Annotated in this window: 16 protein-coding genes; 11 read left to right on the plus strand and 5 right to left on the minus strand. The window is 64.3% G+C overall.

Going from position 1 to position 20,808, the window contains the following annotated elements; genetic code table 11:
* Positions 1-81 precede the first annotated feature (81 nt).
* From POS17_RS02890 to POS17_RS02900, 3 genes are all read left to right on the plus strand, one after another.
* Positions 82-3,357 carry a transglutaminase family protein gene (locus POS17_RS02890; RefSeq protein ID WP_060837274.1) on the plus strand — a complete coding sequence of 1,092 codons (3,276 nt, stop codon included), beginning with the start codon at positions 82-84 and terminating at the stop codon, positions 3,355-3,357.
* 87 nt (positions 3,358-3,444) lie between these two features.
* On the plus strand, positions 3,445-5,931 hold the full coding sequence (locus POS17_RS02895; RefSeq protein WP_060837275.1) for a circularly permuted type 2 ATP-grasp protein: 2,487 nt from the start codon (positions 3,445-3,447) through the stop codon (positions 5,929-5,931).
* Positions 5,931-6,821, plus strand: coding sequence for a transglutaminase family protein (locus POS17_RS02900; RefSeq protein WP_060837276.1), 891 nt, complete (start codon positions 5,931-5,933; stop codon positions 6,819-6,821). The genes POS17_RS02895 and POS17_RS02900 overlap by 1 nt, the downstream gene beginning before the upstream one ends.
* A gap of 109 nt (positions 6,822-6,930) precedes the next feature.
* Here the strand turns inward: POS17_RS02900 and POS17_RS32110 are convergent, their stop codons facing one another.
* Both POS17_RS32110 and POS17_RS02905 read right to left on the minus strand, forming a co-directional pair.
* The gene (locus POS17_RS32110) at positions 6,931-7,101 is read right to left on the minus strand and encodes a hypothetical protein (RefSeq protein WP_164990740.1); all 171 of its coding nucleotides are present in this window, start codon (positions 7,099-7,101) and stop codon (positions 6,931-6,933) included.
* A gap of 68 nt (positions 7,102-7,169) precedes the next feature.
* A complete protein-coding gene (locus POS17_RS02905; RefSeq protein ID WP_060837277.1) occupies positions 7,170-7,757 on the minus strand; it encodes a TIGR00730 family Rossman fold protein in 588 nt (195 codons plus the stop codon).
* Positions 7,758-8,108: 351 nt separating this feature from the next.
* Here POS17_RS02905 and azu point away from each other — a divergent pair, with 351 nt between their 5' ends.
* Entirely contained in the window at positions 8,109-8,555 is a 447-nt protein-coding gene (gene azu, locus POS17_RS02910) for an azurin (protein ID WP_047301366.1), read from the plus strand.
* 156 nt (positions 8,556-8,711) lie between these two features.
* On the opposite strand, the gene nadE is transcribed toward azu, so the two are convergent.
* From nadE to POS17_RS02925, 3 genes are all read right to left on the minus strand, one after another.
* Complete coding sequence (gene nadE / locus POS17_RS02915) at positions 8,712-9,539, minus strand: ammonia-dependent NAD(+) synthetase (protein ID WP_060837278.1); 828 nt, start codon at positions 9,537-9,539, stop codon at positions 8,712-8,714.
* A 3-nt stretch (positions 9,540-9,542) separates the two neighbouring features.
* The gene (gene pncB, locus POS17_RS02920) at positions 9,543-10,757 is read right to left on the minus strand and encodes a nicotinate phosphoribosyltransferase (RefSeq protein WP_060837279.1); all 1,215 of its coding nucleotides are present in this window, start codon (positions 10,755-10,757) and stop codon (positions 9,543-9,545) included.
* Positions 10,758-10,958: 201 nt separating this feature from the next.
* Entirely contained in the window at positions 10,959-11,861 is a 903-nt protein-coding gene (locus POS17_RS02925) for a LysR family transcriptional regulator (RefSeq protein WP_060837280.1), read from the minus strand.
* A gap of 171 nt (positions 11,862-12,032) precedes the next feature.
* Here POS17_RS02925 and amaB point away from each other — a divergent pair, with 171 nt between their 5' ends.
* The 7 genes from amaB (at position 12,033) to POS17_RS02960 (ending at position 20,377) form a co-directional block, all read left to right on the plus strand.
* On the plus strand, positions 12,033-13,523 hold the full coding sequence (amaB, locus tag POS17_RS02930; RefSeq protein WP_060837281.1) for an L-piperidine-6-carboxylate dehydrogenase: 1,491 nt from the start codon (positions 12,033-12,035) through the stop codon (positions 13,521-13,523).
* A 113-nt stretch (positions 13,524-13,636) separates the two neighbouring features.
* Positions 13,637-14,920 carry an L-pipecolate oxidase gene (gene amaA, locus POS17_RS02935; RefSeq protein WP_060837282.1) on the plus strand — a complete coding sequence of 428 codons (1,284 nt, stop codon included), beginning with the start codon at positions 13,637-13,639 and terminating at the stop codon, positions 14,918-14,920.
* A 364-nt stretch (positions 14,921-15,284) separates the two neighbouring features.
* Positions 15,285-16,421, plus strand: a complete 1,137-nt coding sequence (locus POS17_RS02940) for a branched-chain amino acid ABC transporter substrate-binding protein (protein ID WP_016967874.1) — start codon at positions 15,285-15,287, stop codon at positions 16,419-16,421.
* Between the two features lie 161 nt (positions 16,422-16,582).
* Entirely contained in the window at positions 16,583-17,497 is a 915-nt protein-coding gene (locus POS17_RS02945) for an ABC transporter permease subunit (protein ID WP_011058967.1), read from the plus strand.
* A gap of 2 nt (positions 17,498-17,499) precedes the next feature.
* A complete protein-coding gene (livM, locus tag POS17_RS02950; protein WP_060837283.1) occupies positions 17,500-18,795 on the plus strand; it encodes a high-affinity branched-chain amino acid ABC transporter permease LivM in 1,296 nt (431 codons plus the stop codon).
* A complete protein-coding gene (locus tag POS17_RS02955) occupies positions 18,792-19,664 on the plus strand; it encodes an ATP-binding cassette domain-containing protein (protein WP_060837284.1) in 873 nt (290 codons plus the stop codon). The genes livM and POS17_RS02955 overlap by 4 nt, the downstream gene beginning before the upstream one ends.
* Positions 19,661-20,377: an ABC transporter ATP-binding protein gene (locus POS17_RS02960; RefSeq protein WP_016967871.1), complete on the plus strand. Its 717-nt coding sequence runs from the start codon at positions 19,661-19,663 to the stop codon at positions 20,375-20,377. The genes POS17_RS02955 and POS17_RS02960 overlap by 4 nt, the downstream gene beginning before the upstream one ends.
* The last annotated feature ends 431 nt before the right edge of the window (positions 20,378-20,808 follow it).

Genomic DNA, 20,808 nt, shown 5'->3' on the forward strand with positions numbered 1-20,808 from the left:
GTTGAGCAAACCCCGGAATCTGTGCGCTGGCATAAGTCTTGCGCGGGTCCATCCACCGCTCAGGCTCGCAGGAGGCACGCCGTGTCGATCCATGTCGCATTGCACCATGTCACGCACTATCGCTACGACCGCGCCGTCGAACTTGGCCCGCAGATCGTCCGCTTGCGTCCGGCGCCCCACAGCCGCACGCGAATTCTTGCCTATGCCTTGAAGGTCGAGCCCGAGCAGCATTTCATCAACTGGCAACAGGACCCCCAGGGCAATTACCTGGCGCGCCTGGTGTTCCCGGAGAAAACCACCGAGCTGCGCATCGAAGTGGATCTGCTGGCGGAAATGGCGGTGTTCAATCCCTTCGACTTTTTCCTCGAGCCTTACGCGCAGCAGATCCCGTTCAGCTACGCCGCCGATGAGCGGCGGGAGTTGGCGCCCTACCTGGAAACCCTGCCCCTGACCCCGACATTCCAGGCCTACCTGGACGCCATCCCCCGCACGCCGCTGCCGACCGTGGATTTTCTGGTGGGTCTGAATCAGCGGCTCAGCGACGATATTGCCTATCTGATCCGCATGGAGCCCGGTGTGCAGACCCCGGAGCAGACCCTGGTCAACGCGTCGGGCTCCTGTCGCGACTCGGCCTGGCTGCTGGTGCAGCTGTTGCGCCACCTGGGGCTGGCGGCGCGGTTCGTCTCCGGCTACCTCATCCAGCTGACCGCGGACGTCAAGGCCCTGGACGGCCCTTCGGGCACCGAAGTGGATTTCACCGACCTGCATGCCTGGTGCGAGGTCTACCTGCCCGGCGCCGGCTGGATCGGCCTGGACGCCACCTCCGGGCTGTTTGCCGGGGAAGGGCATATTCCCCTGGCCTGCAGCCCCGATCCTTCTTCAGCGGCGCCCATCAGCGGCCTGGTGGAGCCCTGCGAGTGCCAGTTCAGTCATGCCATGAGTGTCGAGCGGATCTGGGAAGCGCCCCGGGTGACCAAGCCCTACACCGATGGACAGTGGGAGGCGATCCAGGCCCTGGGGCGGCAGATCGACCATGAGCTGCTGGAAGGCGATGTGCGCCTGACCATGGGCGGTGAACCGACCTTCGTGGCCATCGACGATCCCGACGGCGCCGAATGGAACACCGCGGCCCTGGGGCCGAACAAGCGCCGCCTGGCCGGCGAGCTGTTCCAACGCCTGCGCCAGCGCTACGCCCCCCAGGGGCTGGTGCACTTCGGTCAGGGCAAGTGGTACCCGGGGGAGCAATTGCCGCGCTGGTCGCTGAACGGCTACTGGCGGCGCGACGGCGTGCCGATCTGGCACGACCATGCCCTGATTGCCGACGAGCACCAGGATTACGCCGCCGACGCGCAACTGGCCGGGCGCTTCCTGGCCTCTGTCGCCGAGCGCCTGAAACTGCCGGCACGCTTCGTGTTCCCCGCCTACGAGGACAATTTCTACTACCTGTGGCGCGAAGGCCGCCTGCCGCTGAATGTCAGCGCCGAAGACTCGCGGTTGGAGGACGCCCTGGAGCGTCAGCGGCTGCGCAAGGTGTTCAGCCAGGGCCTGGACAAGGTCATTGGCCAGGTGCTGCCCCTGGCGCGCACGGCCAAGGGCGACCAGTGGCAGAGCGGGCGCTGGTACCTGCGCGACAGTCACTGCCGCCTGGTGCCCGGGGATTCGCCCCTGGGCTACCGCCTACCCCTGGCGTCCCAGCCCTGGGTGACGGCGGCGGAGTACCCCTTCATTCACCCCCAGGATCCGAACCAGGACTTCCCGGACCTGCCGGATCCGTCGCAGCTGGCGGATGTCGCCGAGGCGGCGGCCGCCCAGGAGCGCGTGCCCGCGATCGATCAGTCCGCCGACTGGCTGACCCGCACCGCGTTGTGCGCCGAGGCGCGGGAAGGACGTCTGTACCTGTTCATGCCGCCGCTGGAGCGACTGGAGGATTACCTGCAACTGGTCAGCGTGATCGAGGCCACCGCCGCCGAGCTGCAGTGTCCGGTGCTGCTGGAGGGCTACGAGCCGCCGGCGGACCCGCGCCTGTGCAATTTGCGGGTGACCCCGGACCCGGGAGTGATCGAGGTCAACGTGCAGCCTTCGGTGAGTTGGGACGAACTGGTGGAGCGCACCGAGTTCCTCTACGAGCAGGCGCGGCAGACGCGCCTGACCAGCGAGAAGTTCATGATCGACGGGCGCCACACCGGCACCGGCGGCGGCAACCATTTCGTCCTTGGCGGCGCCACCCCGGGAGACTCGCCGTTTCTGCGCCGCCCCGATCTGCTGCGCAGCCTGATCAGCTACTGGCACAACCACCCGTCGCTGTCCTACCTGTTTTCCGGTTTGTTCATCGGCCCCACGTCCCAGGCGCCCAGGGTCGACGAGGCCCGTAACGATGCACTCTACGAACTGGAAATTGCCTTCGCGCAGATGCCCGCGCCGGGCGAGGAGTGCGCGCCCTGGCAGGTGGACCGCCTGTTGCGCAACCTGCTGATCGATGTCACCGGCAACACCCACCGCGCCGAGTTCTGCATCGACAAGCTGTATTCGCCGGATGGCGCCACCGGGCGTCTCGGGCTGCTGGAGTTGCGCGCGTTCGAGATGCCGCCCCATGCGCGCATGAGCCTGGTCCAGCAGTTGCTGTTGCGGGCGCTGGTGGCGCGGTTCTGGCGCGAGCCCTACGCTCCGGCCAGGCTGGCGCGCTGGGGCACGGAGCTGCACGATCGCTTTCTGCTGCCGCATTTCATCGAGCAGGATTTCGCCGATGTGCTTCTGGAGCTCAATGCCGCGGGCTATCCGTTGCAGGCCGAGTGGTTTGCCGCGCACCGGGAGTTTCGCTTTCCCAAGGTGGGCGACTATGCCGTCGGCGGTATCGAACTGGAGTTGCGCCAGGCCCTGGAGCCCTGGCATGTGCTGGGAGAAGAGGGCGCGGCCGGGGGCACGGTGCGTTACGTCGACTCCTCGCTGGAGCGCTTGCAGGTCAAGGTCAGCGGGCTGACGCCCGAGCGCCATGTGCTGACCTGCAACGGCGTGCCGGTGCCATTGCAGCCCACCGGACGGGTGGGCGAGTTCGTCGCCGGGGTGCGCTTTCGCGCCTGGCAGCCGGCCAACTGCCTGCAGCCGATGATTCCGGTACATGCGCCACTGGTGTTCGACCTGCTGGATACCTGGATGCAGCGCTCGCTGGGTGGTTGCCAATACCATGTGGCCCACCCCGGAGGACGCAACTACGACAGCCTGCCGGTCAATGCCAATGAGGCGGAAAGCCGGCGCATGGCGCGCTTTTTCCGCCACGGCCACAGCCCCGGCAGCCTCCCGGTTGCGCCGCCGAGCAGCAACCAGGAAATGCCCATGACCCTGGATTTACGACGCTTTTAGTCCCGCTGCGACGCCCTCGATATAGCCATATCCGGGCGTCATGGCTGTGGGTTAATCTGCCTTTCCCTGCCGTCTGCCGAGTGTTCCATGCCTGACTTGCTAGACCGCTACCCGCTGACCGCGGGTACTTACCACGAGCTGCTGGATGACCAGGGTGCGGTGCGGGCGCACTGGCGGCGCCTGCTCGAACAGCTGCAGCGCAGCAGCCCCGCGCAGCTGGCTCAGCGCCAGGCGCTGCTGACCCGGCAGATCCACGAGAACGGTGTCACCTACAACGTCTATGCCGACCCCAAGGGCGCCGACCGCCCCTGGGAGCTGGACCTGTTGCCCCATGTGATCCCCGCGGCGGAGTGGCAGCAGTTGTCGGCCGGGATTGCCCAGCGGGCGCGGCTGCTCAATGCCGTGCTGGCGGATCTGTACGGCCCGCAACGCCTGATCAGTGAAGGGCTGTTGCCCGCCGAGCTGGTGTTCGGGCACAACAATTTCCTCTGGCCGTGCCAGGGCATCCAGCCGCCCGAGGCGACGTTCCTGCACCTGTACGCGGTGGATCTGGCGCGCACCCCCGATGGTCGCTGGTGGGTCACTGCCGATCGCACCCAGGCGCCGTCGGGTGCCGGTTATGCCCTGGAAAACCGCATGATCGTGTCCCGGGCCTTTCCCGATCTGTACCGCGACTTGCAGGTCCAGCATCTGGCCGGGTTCTTCCGGACCCTGCAGGAAACCCTGGCCCGCCAGGCCCCACGGGATGCCGAGGCGCCGCTGATCGTGCTGCTGACTCCGGGGCGTTTCAACGAGAGTTACTTCGAGCACCTGTACCTGGCGCGCCAGCTGGGCTACCCGCTGGTGGAAGGCGGCGATCTGACGGTGCGCGACGCCACGGTCTACCTCAAGACCCTCAGTGGTCTGCGTCGGGTGCACGCCATCATGCGGCGCCTGGACGATGACTTTTGCGATCCCCTGGAGCTGCGTACCGATTCGGCCCTGGGGGTGCCCGGCCTGCTCGACGCGGTGCGCCAGGGCCGGGTGCTGGTGGCCAATGCCCTGGGCAGCGGGGTTCTGGAGTCTCCCGGGCTGCTGGGCTTCCTGCCGAAGATCAGTCAGTTCCTGCTGGGCGAGGACCTGCTCCTGCCGTCCATCGCCACCTGGTGGTGCGGTGAGGCTCCTGTGCTGCAACAGGCCCTGGAAAAACTCCCGGAACTGTTGATCAAGCCGGGTTTTCCGTCCCAGAGCTTTACCCCGGTGCTGGGCCGCGACCTGAGTCCCGAGCAGCGCCAGCGCCTTGCCGAGCGCATGCGCGCGCGGCCTTATGCCTATGTCGCCCAGGAGTTGCCGCAACTGTCCCAGGCGCCGGTCTGGCAGGCCGAGGACGGCCGGCTGCAATCCCGGGCGATCGGCATGCGGGTCTACGCGGTGGCCAGTGATGAGGGTTACCGGGTCTTGCCCGGCGGCCTGACCCGGGTCGCCGCCGACGCTGACGCCGACGCGGTGTCGATGCAGCGCGGCGGCGCCAGCAAGGACACCTGGGTGCTGGGGGAGCGAGCCCCTAGCGGCGAGCAGTGGAAGGCCCAGCGCACCATTGGCGTCTACGATCTGGTGCGTCGCGACCCCTACCTGCCATCGCGGGTGGTGGAGAACCTGTACTGGTTCGGTCGTTACTGCGAGCGCTGCGACGACAGTGCGCGGTTGTTGCGGATCATGCTGGCGCGCTACGTCGATGGTGATGACCCGCAAGCCTTGCGGGCCGCGGTGGACCTGGGTGAAAGCCTGATGCTGCTGCCGGAGGAGGGCGAACTGCCCGAGCGCCTGCTGGCGGCCCTGCTGGGCGAGGACTGGTCGTTCAGCCTGCGTTCCAACCTGCAGCGCCTGCAATGGGCGGCGTCCCAGGTACGCGGCAAGCTGTCCCGGGAAAACTGGCAGGCCCTGGTGGAGTTGCAGCGCGAGGCCCAGGAGCTGGACACCCAGGAGCCGGATTTCGGTGAGCTGCTGGACTTTCTCAATCGGCTGGTGATGTCCCTGGCGGCACTCTCGGGCTTTGCCCTGGACGACATGACCCGGGATGAAGGCTGGCGTTTCCTGATGATCGGCCGCCGTATCGAGCGCCTGCAATTTCTCAGCAGCAGCCTGGCGGCCTTCCTGCGGGGCACCGCGGCCTTCGATCAGGCGGGCCTGGAGTGGCTGCTGGAGTTGGGCAACAGCAGCATCACCTATCGCTCGCGTTACCTGGCGGTGGCGCAGTTGATCCCGGTGCTCGACCTGTTGCTGCTCGACGAGCAGAACCCCCATGCGGTGCTGTTCCAGCTCAAGCTGGTGACCCGCACCCTCAAGCGTCTGAACGACGACTTCGCCGTGCCCCGCGATCTGACGCTGCCCAAGCTGGTGGAGCGCCTGGCGCGTTTCGACCTGGGTTGCCTGGAGAACTCGCTGTTCGGCCAGGCCAGTGTCCGGGCGGCGGTGGAAGGGCTGGCGGACCTTTTGCAGGAGATCACCGAGGTCAGCGGCCAGGTTTCCGATCGCCTGGCCCTGCGGCATTTCGCCCATGTGGATGATGTCAGCCAGCAAACGGTGTCGGTCTGATGAGCGCTCGTTACCAGATATTCCACGACACCCATTATCGCTATGACAGCCCGGTGTCCCTGGCCCAGCAACTGGCGCACCTGTGGCCCCGGGCCTGTGCCTGGCAACGGTGCAGCGAGCGGCAGTTGCTGATCAGTCCCGAGCCCACCAGCCGCCGCGACGAACAGGATGTGTTCGGCAATCCCCTGACCCGGCTGGCTTTTGAGCGGCCCCATGATGAATTGCAGGTCAACGCCCAGCTCAGCGTCGAGGTGCTGGACCGGCCGCCGCTGGACTTCGCGCTCTCCGAGGCCTGGGACGCTGCCCGCAGCAGCCTGAGCTACAGCGGCAGGCCCCTGGCGCCCCAACTGCTGGATGCCTGCCGTTATCGCTTCGAGTCGCCTTATGTGCACCTCAAGCAAAGCTTCGTCGAGTTTTCCGCCAGCTGTTTCCCTCCCGGCCGGCCCTTGCTGCTGGGCGTCCAGGCGTTGATGGAGAAGATCTTCAGCGAGTTCACCTTCGATGCCGAGGCGACCCAGGTGGCAACGCCCCTGGTGGAGGTGCTGGAGCGCCGCCGTGGGGTGTGCCAGGACTTCGCGCACCTGATGCTCGCCTGCCTGCGTTCGCGGGGGCTGGCGGCGCGCTACATCAGCGGCTACCTACTGACCCAGCCACCGCCGGGGCAGCCGCGGCTGATAGGCGCCGATGCTTCCCACGCGTGGGTTTCAGTGTTTTGCCCGGTGCTGGGCTGGGTGGATTTCGACCCGACCAACAATGTGCAGCCGGCGTTGGAACACATCACCCTGGCCTGGGGCCGGGATTTTTCCGATGTGTCGCCGTTGCGTGGGGTGATTCTGGGAGGGGGCAGCCATGACCCTGATGTCCGGGTCACCGTCATGCCTCTGGCATGACACGGCTGATTCCGACCTTGTAGAAGCCGGCTTGCCGGCGAAGGAGCCAGCGGATACTGCGTAGGGCTGGAGAGCGCTTTCGCTGGCACGCCAGCTCCTACGGGGCAGGTCAGGCCTGGGGGGCCTCGGGTTCGGCGTCGTCGATGCTCACTTCAGGATCCGCATCCGGTGCGCTGCTTTCTTCGGCGGCGGCTTTCTTGCGTTGCAGCTTTTCCTCTTTCTTCTGTTCCTTGGCCAAGTCACGTTGACGTTTGGCGAAGGAGTAATTGGGTTTGGCCATGGGCGATCCTCTGGGGTCGAAGGTGAGGTTGAGCGGCGCGTATTCTGCCTGTAATCGGGCGTTGACCGTTAACTGGGTTTGCTGTCGGCCCACTTGTCCGCCACCGACGGTTTCCAGGCGTCCAGGGCATCCAGCAGGCTGGCGGGCGAGTCGCTGATTTGCAGCATGTCACGGTGCGGGGCGCGGACGAAGCCTTCGCCGACGATATGGTCGAGAAATCCGCTGAGTTTTTCGTAGAAGCCGCTCACTTCCAGCAGGCCCAGGGGCTTGTGGTGATAGCCGAGCTGGCCCCAGGTCCAGACTTCGAACAACTCCTCCAGGGTGCCCAGGCCGCCGGGCAGGGCGATGAAGGCATCGCTGAGTTCGGCCATGCGCGCCTTGCGCGCGTGCATGCCATCCACCACTTCCAGGCGGGTCAGGCCGTTGTGGCCGATTTCCTTGTCTTTCAGGCTTTGCGGAATGATCCCGATGACCTCGCCGCCGGCCGCCAGGGCCGCATCGGCGACGATGCCCATCAGGCCCACCGCGCCGCCGCCGTAGACCAGGGTCAGCTTGCGCTCGGCCAGGGCGCGGCCCAGGGCCTGGGCGGCTTCACGATACAGAGGGTTGGTGCCGGTGCTGGCGCCACAGAATACACAGACGGATGTTAACGACATGCCTTACTCCGAGGTCATTGAGGGCCTCAGAGTAAAGGCAGGCAGGCGTGGCTCCAAGCATTAAACCTCGTGTTGCGGGGTTTCATGGGTGCCGGTGGCGCCACAGGCGTAGGCGGCGAGCAAACTGCGAAACAGGCTGTTGAAGGGCATGACCAAGGCTCCGGAAAGTGCAGGTGGGCGAAGTCTAGGCTGCCGTAGCGAAGCGGGCTGTTTGATTGTCTCGATCGGCCTGATAGCAGAGAGTTGTATACAGTTTTTTGATGCACATCATAGGAACTTGGGAGAAATTCAGGCAGTCTTCGCTCCCATGGATTCAGATGGATTTTGTTAACCCTGCCTTGGAGATTCACCATGTTTGCCAAACTCGTTGCGGTATCCCTGTTGACACTGGCCAGCAGCCAACTGATGGCTGCCGAATGCAAGGTCGATGTCGACTCTACCGACCAGATGTCCTTCAACACCAAGGAAATCACCATCGACAAGAGCTGCAAGACCTTCACCGTGAACCTGACTCACTCCGGCAGCCTGCCGAAGAACGTCATGGGCCATAACTGGGTCCTGAGCAAAACCGCAGACATGGCCGGCATCGCCACCGACGGCATGGCCGCTGGCATCGACAAGAGCTACCTGAAGGAAGGCGACACTCGCGTCATCGCCCACACCAAGATCATCGGTGCCGGCGAGAAAGACTCGGTCACCTTCGACGTGTCGAAGCTGACCGCGGGCGAAAGCTACCAGTTCTTCTGCTCGTTCCCAGGCCACAACTCGATGATGAAAGGCGCTGTGATCCTGAAGTAAGCATCAGGCACGGCTGCAACAAGAAAGCGCCCCTAGGGGCGCTTTTTTTGTGGGGGCATCTGTAGGAGCGGGCTTGCCCGCGAACAGGCCCTTGAGCCTTGTGCAGCATCAAGCGGCCCTTTCGCCGGCAAGCCGGCTCCTACAGAACGTGGTGGGTCACGGGGCGAACGGCATGACACGCTTGTGGTGGGTCTTGCGGTAGGTGTCGCAGATGATCTTGAAGGCTTCCTCGCGCACCGGCTGGCCGTGCAGGAAGGCGTCGATCTCGGCGTAGGTGACGCCGTGGGACGCTTCATCCGGCTTGCCCGGCGACAGGTCTTCAAGGTCGGCGGTAGGGACTTTTTCCACCAGGGATTCGGGCGCGCCGAAATAGCGGGCAATGGAGCGCACCTGGTTCTTCACCAGGCCGCTCAGGGGCGCGAGGTCGCAGGCGCCGTCACCGAACTTGGTGAAGAAGCCCATCACCGCTTCGGCGGCGTGGTCGGTGCCGATCACCAGGCCGTGGGCGGCACCAGCGATGGTGTACTGGGCGACCATGCGCATCCGTGCCTTGGTGTTGCCGAGGACGAAGTCCCGGGACACCGCGTGCTGCCCTTCGAAGGCCGCCACTTCGCTGGCCAGGGCCTTGACCGCCGGGCCGATGTTCACCGTGTGGCGTTCGTCGGGGTTGATGAAGTCCACCGAGGCCTGGGCGTCGTGTTCGTCGAACTGGGTTTCATAGGGCAGGCGCACCGCGATGAAGCGGTAGCTGTCGTCACCGCTGCGCTCGCGCAGTTCACGCATCGCCCGTTGGGCCAGCAGGCCCGCGGTCAGCGAGTCGACGCCGCCGCTGATGCCCAGCACCAGGGTCTTGAGCCCGGAATTGACCAGGCAATCCTGGATAAAACCGATGCGTCGGGCGACTTCCGCCTCCAGGGCGGCGTGGTCGGAAAAAGGGGCTTGGACCTTGAGCTGCTGCGCAATCTCACGCTGTACGGCTTGCATGATTCACTCCTTGCCAGGTTGGGCAGGTACTTGGAAAACGTGGCGCAAGTAAGCGACGAAGTTGGGATCCTTGCAATGGGTCTTGCCCGCTTCATCGGAGATCTTGGCGACGGGCTGGCCATTGCAGGCGGCCATTTTAAGCACGATGCTCATCGGCTCGACACCGGGAATATCACAGGTCAGGTTGGTGCCGATGCCAAAGCTGACGTTGATCCGTCCCCGCAGCGCGCGGAATATTTCCAGGGCCCGGGGCAGGGTCAGGCTGTCGGAGAACACCAGGGTCTTGCTCATCGGCTCGATGCCCAGCTTGTGGTAGTGGGCGATGGCTTTTTCCGCCCAGAGGATCGGGTCCCCGGAATCGTGGCGCAGGCCGTCGAACAGCTTGGCGAAGAACAGGTCGAAATCCCCCAGGAAGGCATCGGTGGTGATGCAGTCGGTCAGGGCGATGCCCAGCAGGCCGCGGTATTCCCGGACCCAGCAGTCGAGGGCGGCGATCTGGCTGTCGATCAGCCGGGGCCCCAGTTGCTGGTGGGCCATGATCCATTCGTGGGCCATGGTGCCCAGGGGCTTCATGTTCAGTTCGCGGGACAGGTGCACGTTGCTGGTGCCGACAAAACGCCCGGGGAAATCGTGCTTGAGCACGTTCACCACTTCTTCCTGGACCCGATAGGAAAAGCGCCGGCGAGTGCCGAAATCCGCCATTTGCAGCTCGGACAGTTCCTCGCTGCTGGCGTTGGCGGTCAGCCAATCGAACTTGCGGTACAGCTGCTCCCGGGCCTGGACCAACTGGATCTCGCGGTAACGGTAGCGGTTGCGCACTTCGCTGATGATGGCCAGCATCGGCACTTCGAACAGGATCACGTGCAGCCAGGGACCGCGCAGGCGGATGAACAGCTCGCCGTTCTCGATGCCGGTGTGCACGTAGCGCAGGTTGAAGCGAAACAGCCCGAGAAAGCGCAAAAAGTCCGGCTTGAGAAAGCTGATGCGTTCGAGAAAACCCAACTGGTCGGCGCTCAGGCTCAGTTCCGCCAGGCGCTCGAACTGGTAGCGGATCTCTGCCAGGTACGGCCGCAGGTCCTCGCTGTTACGGCAACGAAACTCCCATTCCACTTCCACGTTGGGGTAGTTGTGCAGCACCGCCTGCATCATGGTCAGTTTGTAGAAGTCGGTGTCGAGCAGGTTCTGCACGATGCGATCGGCAAACACACTCTCGCTCATAACGGGAATCTCCATGCTGGCCGCGACGGACAGCGGCGGCTTCAGCTCTTTCAATGAAGGCGCTAGTGGCGCATAGACGTCCTGCGCTTGACCAGCGATTTTTGCGGCGGGCCATTCTCCTGCCGTAGGAGCTGGCTTGCCAGCGAACGGATCTTCAGCCTTGTGCCGGGCTTAAGGGCCCCATCGCCGGCAAGCCGGCTCCTACGGGAGGGGGGCGTCGTTGTGTTCGAGCATCCAGCGCACGAAGTCGCGGACCTTGGGCACTTCCGCCGAGTGTTCGGGGTAGGCCAGGTAGTAGGCGTCCTGGCTGGGCATGGCGTATTTCCAGGCGATCACCAGTTTGCCCTCGGCCAGTTCCTCTTCCACCAGGAAGCGCGGCAGCAGGGCCACACCGCAACCGACCTGGGCGGCGCGGATGCACATATAGAAGGTTTCGAAACGTGGGCCGTGATAGCTGTGTTCGGTCTGGTAGCCCTGCTGTTCGAACCATTCGTGCCAGCCCTGGGGCCGCGAGGTGTTCTGCAGCAGTACCAGCTCGGTCAGTTGCCGAGGGTCGCTCAAGGGTTCGGCGGGCAGGCTGTCCGGGGCGCAGACCGCCACCAGTTCCTCGCTGAACAGCTTCAGGCTTTCGGTGCCGGGGCGCGCGCCCTGGCCGAAGTAGAACGCCAGGTCGGCGTGGCCCTGGAGCAGTTCGTCCGGCTCCTGCTCGTTGCACAGGTCCAGGTGGATATGCGGGTGGCGCAGGCGCCAGCCCTTGAGGCGCGGCACCAGCCAGCGGGCACCGAAGGTGTAGGGCGTGGACACCCGCAGCACTTCGGTCTCGCCGCCGTAGGAGCGCAGGTAATGGGTGGACATCTCCACCTGGGTGAGGATCTTGCGGACCTCCACCAGGTACAGGTCGCCGGCCGGGGTCAGCTGCAGGCGGCGCCGCACCCGGCGGAACAGCAGGTGCTGCAGCAGCTCTTCGAGTTGCGCCACCTGCTTGCTTACCGCGCTCTGGGTCAGATTGAGTTCCTCGGCGGCGCGGGTGAAGCTCAGGTGCCGGGTCACGGCCTCGAAGCACTGCAGGGCGGTGATCGACGGCAGGTAGCGTTTGTTCAGCATGGGTGGTCCTTGTTCTTATCGGTGCTGGATACCGGCTCAGCATGAATAAACGGAATGATATCTCGCTTAAAGGTCGTTTGTTGGCAAGTCTCGGGCCAGCTACAACTACAGGCCTTGATGGCCGTCGCAGCGGTCGGGATTTTTCGCTTTTCACCTGTAAGGAGTGACCCCATGGTTGCCGCATTGCTTGATCGTCTGGGTGTGAACCCGGCCCTGTACCAGTCGGGCTCCCAGCCTGTGCATTCGCCCATCGACGGCAGCCGGATCGCCGCGGTGAACTGGCAGGGCGCCGCGGAAGTGGAGCAGCAGGTCAGTCGTGCAGAGCATGCTTTCGCTCTGTGGCGCAAAGTGCCGGCCCCCCGTCGCGGCGAACTGGTACGGCAATTTGGCGAAGTGCTGCGTGAGCACAAGGCCGACCTGGGGGAGCTGGTGTCCTGGGAAGCCGGCAAGATCACCCAGGAAGGCCTGGGGGAAGTGCAGGAGATGATCGATATCTGCGACTTCGCCGTCGGTCTGTCGCGCCAGCTCTACGGCCTGACCATCGCGTCCGAGCGTCCGGGCCACCACATGCGTGAAACCTGGCATCCGCTGGGCGTGGTGGGGGTGATCAGCGCCTTCAACTTCCCGGTGGCGGTCTGGGCCTGGAACACCGCCCTGGCGCTGGTCTGTGGCAACTCGGTGATCTGGAAGCCGTCGGAGAAGACCCCGCTGACCGCCCTGGCGTGCCAGGCCCTGCTGGAGCGCGTGCTGAAGAATTTCCAGGACGCCCCCGACTACCTGAGCCAGGTGATCATCGGCGGTCGTGACGCCGGCGCCGCCCTGGTGGACGATCCGCGCGTGGCCCTGATCAGCGCCACCGGCAGCACCCGCATGGGCCGCGAAGTGGCGCCCAAGGTCGCCGCGCGCTTTGCCCGCAGCATTCTCGAACTGGGTGGCAACAACGCCATGATCCTGGGCCCGAGCGCCGACCTGGACATGGCGGTGCGCGCCATCCTGTTCAGCGCCGTCGGCACCGCCGGCCAGCGCTGCACCACCTTGCGCCGGCTGATCGCCCATGAGTCGGTGAAGGAAGAAATCGTCAGCCGCCTCAAGACCGCCTATTCCAAGGTGCGCATCGGCCACCCGCTGCAAGGCAACCTGATCGGCCCGCTGATCGACAAGCACAGCTTCGATGCCATGCAGGACGCGCTGGAGCAGGCCCTGAGCGAAGGCGGCCGGGTTTTCGGTGGTCAGCGCCAGTTGCAGGACACCTTCCCCAACGCCTACTACGTGTCGCCGGCCATCGTCGAAATGCCCGAGCAGAGCGACGTGGTGTGCAGCGAAACCTTCGCCCCGATCCTGTACGTGATCGGCTACAACGACTTCGAGGAAGCCCTGCGCCTGAACAACGCCGTGCCCCAGGGCCTGTCGTCCTGCATCTTCACCACCGACGTGCGTGAGGCCGAGCAGTTCATGTCGGCGGTGGGCAGCGACTGCGGCATCGCCAACGTCAACATCGGCCCCAGTGGCGCGGAAATCGGTGGAGCCTTTGGTGGCGAGAAGGAAACCGGCGGCGGTCGCGAATCCGGCTCCGACGCCTGGCGTGGCTACATGCGGCGCCAGACCAACACCGTCAACTACTCCCGGGAACTGCCGCTGGCCCAGGGCATTACCTTCGATTGAGTCTTTTCGCGAGCAAGCTCGCTCCTACGGGGAGGGTTGTAGGAGCCAGCTTGCTGGCGAACAGCGGTCAATGCGTTTCAGCGTCTGTGGTTCGTTGATTTCGGAGTCTGGCAATGGCGCTACAAGAACAATGTCTATGGGAAAAACTGACCCCGCAGCGGCCTGACAACGCCCCGCTCAAGGGCGAGCTGACGGCGGATGTGTGCGTCATCGGCGCCGGTTTCACCGGCCTGTCGGCGGCGGTGCATCTGCTGGAACAGGGCAAGCGGGTCTGTGTGGTCGAGGCCCATCGCGCGGGGCAGGGCGGTTCGGGGCGCAACGTCGGGCTGGTCAACGCCGGCCTGTGGATTCCCCCGGACGAGATCGAGGCCGGTTTCGGCGAGCAGGTGGGCAGCCAGCTCAACCGCATGCTCGGCGCCGCGCCGTCCCTGGTGTTCAGTCTGGTGGACAAGTACCAGATCGATTGCCAGCTGCGTCGCGAAGGCACCTTGCACATGGCCCACAACGCTCGGGGCGAGGCTGACCTGCGCAGTCGCGAGGAGCAATGGAAGCGCCGTGGTGCACCGGTGGAACTGTTGACCGGCGCCGCCTGCGAACAGGCCACCGGCACCCGCAAGATCGCTGCCGCGCTGCTCGACCGGCGTGCCGGCACCCTCAACCCGATGGCCTACACCACCGGGCTGGCCAAGGCCGCGATCAAGCTCGGCGGCCAGCTGTTCGACCATTCCCCGGTCACCCGCCTTGAACGCCAGGGCCAGCGCTGGTCGGTGCAGACCGCCCAGGGTTCGGTGCTGGCCGAACAGGTGGTGATTGCCTCCAACGCCTACACCGAAGGCGACTGGACCGAGCTGCGGCGCAACTTCTTCCCCGGCTACTACTACCAGGTGGCTTCCGCGCCGCTTACCGAAGAGGCGGCGCGGCAGATCCTGCCCGGTGGCCAGGGTTCCTGGGATACCCGGCAGGTGCTGAGCAGTATCCGGCGCGATGCCGACGGGCGCCTGTTGCTCGGCAGTCTGGGCAACGGCAACCAGAAACCGCTTTGGTTCCTCAAGGCCTGGGCCGATCGGGTGCAGCAGCACTACTTCCCCTACCTCAAACCGGTGCAGTGGGAAAGCACCTGGACCGGCTGCATCGCCTTCACCCCCGATCACCTGATGCGCCTGTTCGAACCGGCCCCCGGCCTGGTGGCCGTCACCGGTTACAACGGCCGTGGGGTGACCACCGGAACCGTGGTCGGCAAGGCCTTCGCCGACTACTTGTGTCACGGCGATCCCCAGGCATTGCCGATTCCCTTCGCGCCCATGCAGCCCCTGGCCGGCGTGGGGTTGCGCAGTTGCCTGTACGAGGCGGGATTTTCTCTCTATCACGCGGGCCAGTGCCTGCGGATCGTGATCTGAACAAGGAATTAAACGGCCGGAGACGACGCTTTTCGATGCAACGACTAGCCTGTAATGGTGCGGCTCGTAGCAGTCCCGCACCAGCAGTGTGCAGTTCGGTGACGCGGGCTGTTACAGCAAGGTTGCACGTTGAATTGTGTCGCGGTTGCAATGATGGCACGCATGGGTTGCGCCCATTAAAAAGCAGGGTTTCACCTTCCGCGGTTTAGACGGTTGCACGCCCAATAAAAAAGGGCTCGAAACAGTCGAAATAACAATAAGACAGCGACTTTTTTCAGAATAAAAAACCACTGGCACGGCGCTTGCTCTGAGCAATCCTAGTGAAGTCGCAGTGCCAACTAAAAAAACCTTGGAGCACCACCTCATGTCCCAGACGTTTTACAAGAAAGGCTTTCTGGCCCTCGCAGTGGCAACTGCGCTGGGTGTTTCTGCGTTTGCTCAAGCCGACCTGAAGATCGGCGTAGCGGGTCCCATGACAGGCGCCAATGCGGCATTTGGCGAGCAGTACATGAAGGGTGCACAGGCAGCGGCTGACGAGATCAACGCCAAGGGCGGGGTCAACGGCGAGAAGATCGTCCTGGTCAAGGGCGACGATGCCTGCGAACCGAAGCAGGCCGTGGCCGTGGCCAACCGTCTGGTGGACCAGGACAAGGTGGCCGGCGTGGTCGGGCACTTCTGCTCTTCGTCGACCATTCCGGCTTCCGAGGTGTACAGCGACGCGGGCGTGATTGCCATCACCCCGGGCTCCACCAACCCGCAGGTCACCGAGCGCGGCCTGTCCGCGATGTTCCGCATGTGCGGGCGTGACGACCAGCAGGGCATCGTCGCCGGCGACTACATCGTCGACGTGCTCAAGGGCAAGAAAGTCGTGGTGCTGCACGACAAGGACACCTACGGCCAGGGCCTGGCGGATGCCACCAAGGCGCAGCTGACCAAGCGCGGCGTGACCCCGGTGCTGTACGAGGGCCTGACCCGTGGCGAGAAGGACTTCAGCGCCGTGGTGACCAAGATCCGCGCTGCTGGCGCCGACGTGGTGTACTTCGGCGGCCTGCACCCGGAAGCCGGTCCGCTGGTCCGTCAGCTGCGCGAGCAGGGCCTGAAGGACGTCAAGTTCATGTCCGACGACGGTATCGTGACCGACGAGCTGGTGACCACCGCCGGTGGCCCGCAATACGTTGACGGCGTGTACATGACCTTCGGCGCCGACCCACGCCTGCTGCCCGACAGCAAGGCGGTGGTGGATGCTTTCCGCAAGGCCGGCACCGAGCCTGAAGGCTACACCCTGTACGCCTATGCCTCGGTCCAGGCACTGGCCGCCGGCTTCAACGGCGCCAAATCCAACAAGGGCGAAGACGCCGCCAAATGGCTCAAGGCCAATCCGGTGAAAACCGTGATGGGCGAGAAGTCCTGGGACGCCAAGGGCGACCTGAAGATCTCCGACTACGTGGTCTATCAGTGGGACAAGGACGGCAAGTACCACCAGCTGGAAAAACAGAAGTGACCTGAGTCCGAGCGAACCGGTACTACCCCCTGGTGCCGGTTCGTATTCGTGCAGTACTTGCCTTTTCTCGTAGAGCTGCACAACGGACGTGTTGCGCGGGCCGGTGATCCCTGCCCGTCGCTGACGCCCTGTGCCGTCTCTCAAGTCCGTGAGATTGCGTTATGGATGGTATTTTCCTGCAGCAACTGATCAATGGACTGACCCTCGGGTCTGTCTATGGTCTGATCGCCATCGGCTACACAATGGTCTATGGCATCATCGGCATGATCAACTTCGCCCACGGCGAGGTTTACATGATTTCCGCTTACCTCGCGGCAATCAGTCTGGCTCTGCTGGCCTACTTCGGCATCGAATCCTTCCCGCTACTCATTCTCGGCACCCTGATCTTCACCGTGGTGGTGACAGGGATCTACGGCTGGGTCATCGAGCGTGTGGCCTACAAACCCCTGCGCAACTCCACCCGCCTGGCACCGCTGATCAGCGCCATCGGCATCTCGCTGATCCTGCAGAACTACGCGCAGATCAGTCAGGGCGCCAAGCAGCAAGGGGTTCCGACCCTGCTGGCCGGGGCCTGGAAAGTCGACATCGGCACCGGCTTCGTGCAACTCACCTACACCAAGATCTTCATCCTGGTGGCGGCGTTCGCCGGTATGGCGCTGCTGACCTACATCATCAAGTACACCAAGCTGGGGCGCATGTGCCGGGCCACCCAGCAAGACCGCAAGATGGCCTCGATCCTCGGCATCAACACCGACCGGGTGATCTCCTATGTGTTCGTCATCGGCGCGGCCATGGCGGCCCTGGCCGGGGTGCTGATCACCATGAACTACGGCACCTTCGACTTCTATGCCGGCTTCGTGATCGGCATCAAGGCGTTCACCGCGGCGGTGCTCGGCGGCATCGGTTCGCTGCCCGGAGCGATGCTTGGCGGGATCATCCTCGGGATCTCCGAGTCGCTGTTCTCCGGCTTGATCAACTCCGACTACAAAGACGTGTTCAGTTTCTCGCTGCTGGTGCTGATCCTGATCTTCCGTCCCCAAGGCCTGCTGGGTCGCCCACTCGTGGCGAAGGTATAAGTATGTCTGCTGCCAATAAACCGATTGATATCAAGAAGAGCGTCATCGACGCCGTACTGGCCGGGCTGATCTCGCTGATCGTGTTCGGTCCCATCGTGGGCGTGGTGCTCGACGGCTACAGCTTCAACCTGCAGCCAACCCGCGTGGCCTGGCTGGTGGCGATCGTCATGGCTGGCCGCCTGGCCCTGAGCCTGTTCCTGCAAACCCCCAAGGGCCTGAGGATTCTCCAGGGCTTCGAGACCACCGGCTCCGGGGTGCATGTACTGGCGCCGGACTACAAGTCGCGGCTGCGCTGGATCATCCCGGCGCTGATCGTGATCGCCATCGTGTTCCCGTTCTTCGCCAACAAGTACCTGCTGACCGTGGTCATCCTCGGGCTGATCTACGTGCTGCTGGGCCTGGGGCTGAACATCGTGGTGGGCCTGGCGGGGCTGCTGGACCTGGGTTACGTGGCGTTCTACGCCATCGGTGCCTACGGCCTGGCCCTGGGCTACCAGTACCTGGGCCTGGGCTTCTGGACCGTGCTGCCCCTGGCGGCGATTGCCGCGGCGCTGGCAGGGTGCATATTGGGCTTCCCGGTGCTCCGGATGCACGGTGACTACCTGGCCATCGTGACCCTGGGTTTTGGCGAGATCATCCGCCTGGTACTCAACAACTGGCTGTCCTTCACCGGCGGTCCCAACGGCATGCCGGTGCCCTCGCCGACCATCTTCGGCCTGGAGTTCGGGCGCAAGGCCAAGGACGGCGGGGTGCCGTTCCACGAGTTCTTCGGCCTGGAATACAACCCCAACCTGAAGTTCCTGTTCATCTACATCGTGCTGTTCATCGTGGTGCTGCTGGTGCTCTACATCAAGCACCGGCTGACCCGCATGCCGGTGGGGCGCGCCTGGGAAGCCTTGCGTGAGGACGAGATCGCCTGCCGCGCCATGGGCCTGAACCATGTGCTGGTGAAACTCTCGGCCTTCACCATCGGCGCTTCCACCGCCGGCCTGGCCGGGGTGTTCTTCGCCAGCTACCAGGGCTTCGTCAACCCGTCCTCGTTCACCTTCTTCGAGTCGGCGCTGATCCTCGCCATCGTGGTGCTGGGGGGCATGGGCTCCACGGTGGGCGTGGTGATCGCGGCCTTCGTCCTGACCGTGGCCCCGGAGCTGCTGCGCAGCTTCTCCGAATACCGGGTGCTGCTGTTCGGCATTCTCATGGTGTTGATGATGATCTGGCGACCGCGAGGGCTGATCCGCATCAGCCGTACCGGGGTCACTCCACGCAAAGGTGCTCTGACTGAGGGGAACGCGCCATGAGCGAATACATTCTTTCGGTCGAGAACCTGATGATGCACTTCGGCGGCATCAAGGCCCTCAGCGACGTCAGCCTCAAGGTCAAGCGCAACTCGATCTTCGCCCTGATCGGCCCCAATGGCGCCGGCAAGACCACGGTGTTCAACTGCCTGACCGGCTTCTACAAGGCCTCCGGCGGGCGCATCGAGCTCAATACCCGGGGCCAGCAGACCAACGTCATCAAGCTCTTGGGCGAACCGTTTCGCGCCACCGACTTCGTGTCGCCGAAAAGCTTCGCCAGCCGCCTGTACTACAAGATGTTCGGCGGCACCCACCTGGTGAACCGGGCCGGCCTGGCGCGGACCTTCCAGAACATTCGCCTGTTCAAGGAAATGTCCGTGGTGGAGAACCTGCTGGTGGCCCAGCACATGTGGGTCAATCGCAACCTGCTGTCCGGCATCCTCAACACCAAGGGCTACCGCAAGGCGGAAAGCGCCGCCCTGGATCACGCCTTCTACTGGCTGGAAGTGGTGGACCTGGTGGACTGCGCCAACCGCCTGGCCGGCGAGCTGTCCTACGGCCAGCAACGGCGCCTGGAGATCGCCCGGGCCATGTGCACCCGACCGCAGATCATCTGCCTCGACGAACCGGCCGCCGGCCTCAACCCTCAGGAAACCGAAGCGCTGAGCGCGATGATCCGGCTGCTGCGCGACGAGCACGATCTGACCGTGGTGCTGATCGAACACGACATGGGCATGGTGATGAGTATTTCCGACCACATCGTGGTGCTGGACCACGGCAACGTGATCGCCGAAGGCGGACCGGAGGCGATCCGCAACGATCCGAAGGTGATCGCCGCCTACCTGGGTGCCGACGAAGAGGAGCTGGTATGAGTCAACCTATCCTCGAACTCAAGGACCTGGACGTGTACTACGGCCCGATCCAGGCCCTGAAGAAAGTCTCGCTGCACATCAACGAAGGGGAAACCGTGAGCCTGATCGGCTCCAACGGCGCCGGCAAATCGACGCTGCTGATGTCGATCTTCGGCCAGCCCCGGGCGGAGTCCGGGCAGATCCTCTATCGCGGCGTGGACATCACCCACAAGTCGTCCCACTACATCGCCTCCAACGGCATCGCCCAGTCCCCGGAAGGGCGCCGGGTGTTTCCCGACATGACCGTGGAGGAGAACCTGCTGATGGGCACCATCCCGATTGGCGACAAGTACGCCAATGAGGACATGCAACGCATGTTCGAGCTGTTTCCACGGCTCAAGGAACGGCGTACCCAGCGGGCCATGACCATGTCCGGCGGTGAGCAGCAGATGCTGGCCATTGCCCGGGCGCTGATGAGCCGGCCCAAGTTGCTGCTGCTGGACGAGCCGAGCCTGGGACTGGCGCCGATCGTGGTGAAACAGATCTTCGCCACCCTGCGGGAGCTGGCGGCCACGGGCATGACCATCTTCCTCGTGGAGCAGAACGCCAACCACGCCCTGAAGCTGTCGGACCGCGCCTACGTGATGGTCAACGGCGAGATCCGCCTCAGTGGCACCGGCAAGGAGCTGCTGGTCAACGAGGAGGTGCGCAACGCTTACCTGGGCGGTCACTGACCGCCCGCTCTGTGGATAAAAATGCCCCGTCGGTTCCCGCCGCCGGGGCATTTTTTATCCACAGCAGCCTGCCCGCCGTGTCGGTGCTGGCCTGTCGGCGAAACCACTCTCCCCGATGGCCGCTCGTTGAGATGGGCTCGTGGGTTACAGCCGCGCTGGCCAGTCGGCTCCTGGGTGTCTGGCGCGTGCATGGACAAGGCAGCCTTCGCAGCAGGGCCGCTCACGTCGGACAATTGTGGACAACATTATTCGCAAGCTGCTAAAGCGCGGCATAAAGACGCTGCAAACAGTTGTTTTTCCACCGTTTTGACTTGTCCCCGTTTGCTGTGGAGCGGGCTGTGGGTAACGTGGGAGTAGCTGGCTGAAGGCCTTTATTTACGTGGCCTGCAGGCGATTGTGTGTTTTTTGACCAGGGCTTTTGCGGGGGCTCG

The sequence above is a fragment of the Pseudomonas sp. Os17 genome (assembly GCF_001547895.1).
Classification (GTDB): Bacteria; Pseudomonadota; Gammaproteobacteria; order Pseudomonadales; family Pseudomonadaceae; genus Aquipseudomonas.

Coding starts and splice junctions, on each gene's coding strand:
- POS17_RS02895 (WP_060837275.1), top strand. CDS start 3,445: ATGCCTGACTTGCTAGACCGCTACCCGCTGACCGCGGGTACTTACCAC.
- POS17_RS02900 (WP_060837276.1), top strand. CDS start 5,931: ATGAGCGCTCGTTACCAGATATTCCACGACACCCATTATCGCTATGAC.
- POS17_RS32110 (WP_164990740.1), bottom strand. CDS start 7,101: ATGGCCAAACCCAATTACTCCTTCGCCAAACGTCAACGTGACTTGGCC.
- POS17_RS02905 (WP_060837277.1), bottom strand. CDS start 7,757: ATGTCGTTAACATCCGTCTGTGTATTCTGTGGCGCCAGCACCGGCACC.
- azu (WP_047301366.1), top strand. CDS start 8,109: ATGTTTGCCAAACTCGTTGCGGTATCCCTGTTGACACTGGCCAGCAGC.
- nadE (WP_060837278.1), bottom strand. CDS start 9,539: ATGCAAGCCGTACAGCGTGAGATTGCGCAGCAGCTCAAGGTCCAAGCC.
- pncB (WP_060837279.1), bottom strand. CDS start 10,757: ATGAGCGAGAGTGTGTTTGCCGATCGCATCGTGCAGAACCTGCTCGAC.
- POS17_RS02925 (WP_060837280.1), bottom strand. CDS start 11,861: ATGCTGAACAAACGCTACCTGCCGTCGATCACCGCCCTGCAGTGCTTC.
- amaB (WP_060837281.1), top strand. CDS start 12,033: ATGGTTGCCGCATTGCTTGATCGTCTGGGTGTGAACCCGGCCCTGTAC.
- amaA (WP_060837282.1), top strand. CDS start 13,637: ATGGCGCTACAAGAACAATGTCTATGGGAAAAACTGACCCCGCAGCGG.
- POS17_RS02940 (WP_016967874.1), top strand. CDS start 15,285: ATGTCCCAGACGTTTTACAAGAAAGGCTTTCTGGCCCTCGCAGTGGCA.
- POS17_RS02945 (WP_011058967.1), top strand. CDS start 16,583: ATGGATGGTATTTTCCTGCAGCAACTGATCAATGGACTGACCCTCGGG.
- livM (WP_060837283.1), top strand. CDS start 17,500: ATGTCTGCTGCCAATAAACCGATTGATATCAAGAAGAGCGTCATCGAC.
- POS17_RS02955 (WP_060837284.1), top strand. CDS start 18,792: ATGAGCGAATACATTCTTTCGGTCGAGAACCTGATGATGCACTTCGGC.
- POS17_RS02960 (WP_016967871.1), top strand. CDS start 19,661: ATGAGTCAACCTATCCTCGAACTCAAGGACCTGGACGTGTACTACGGC.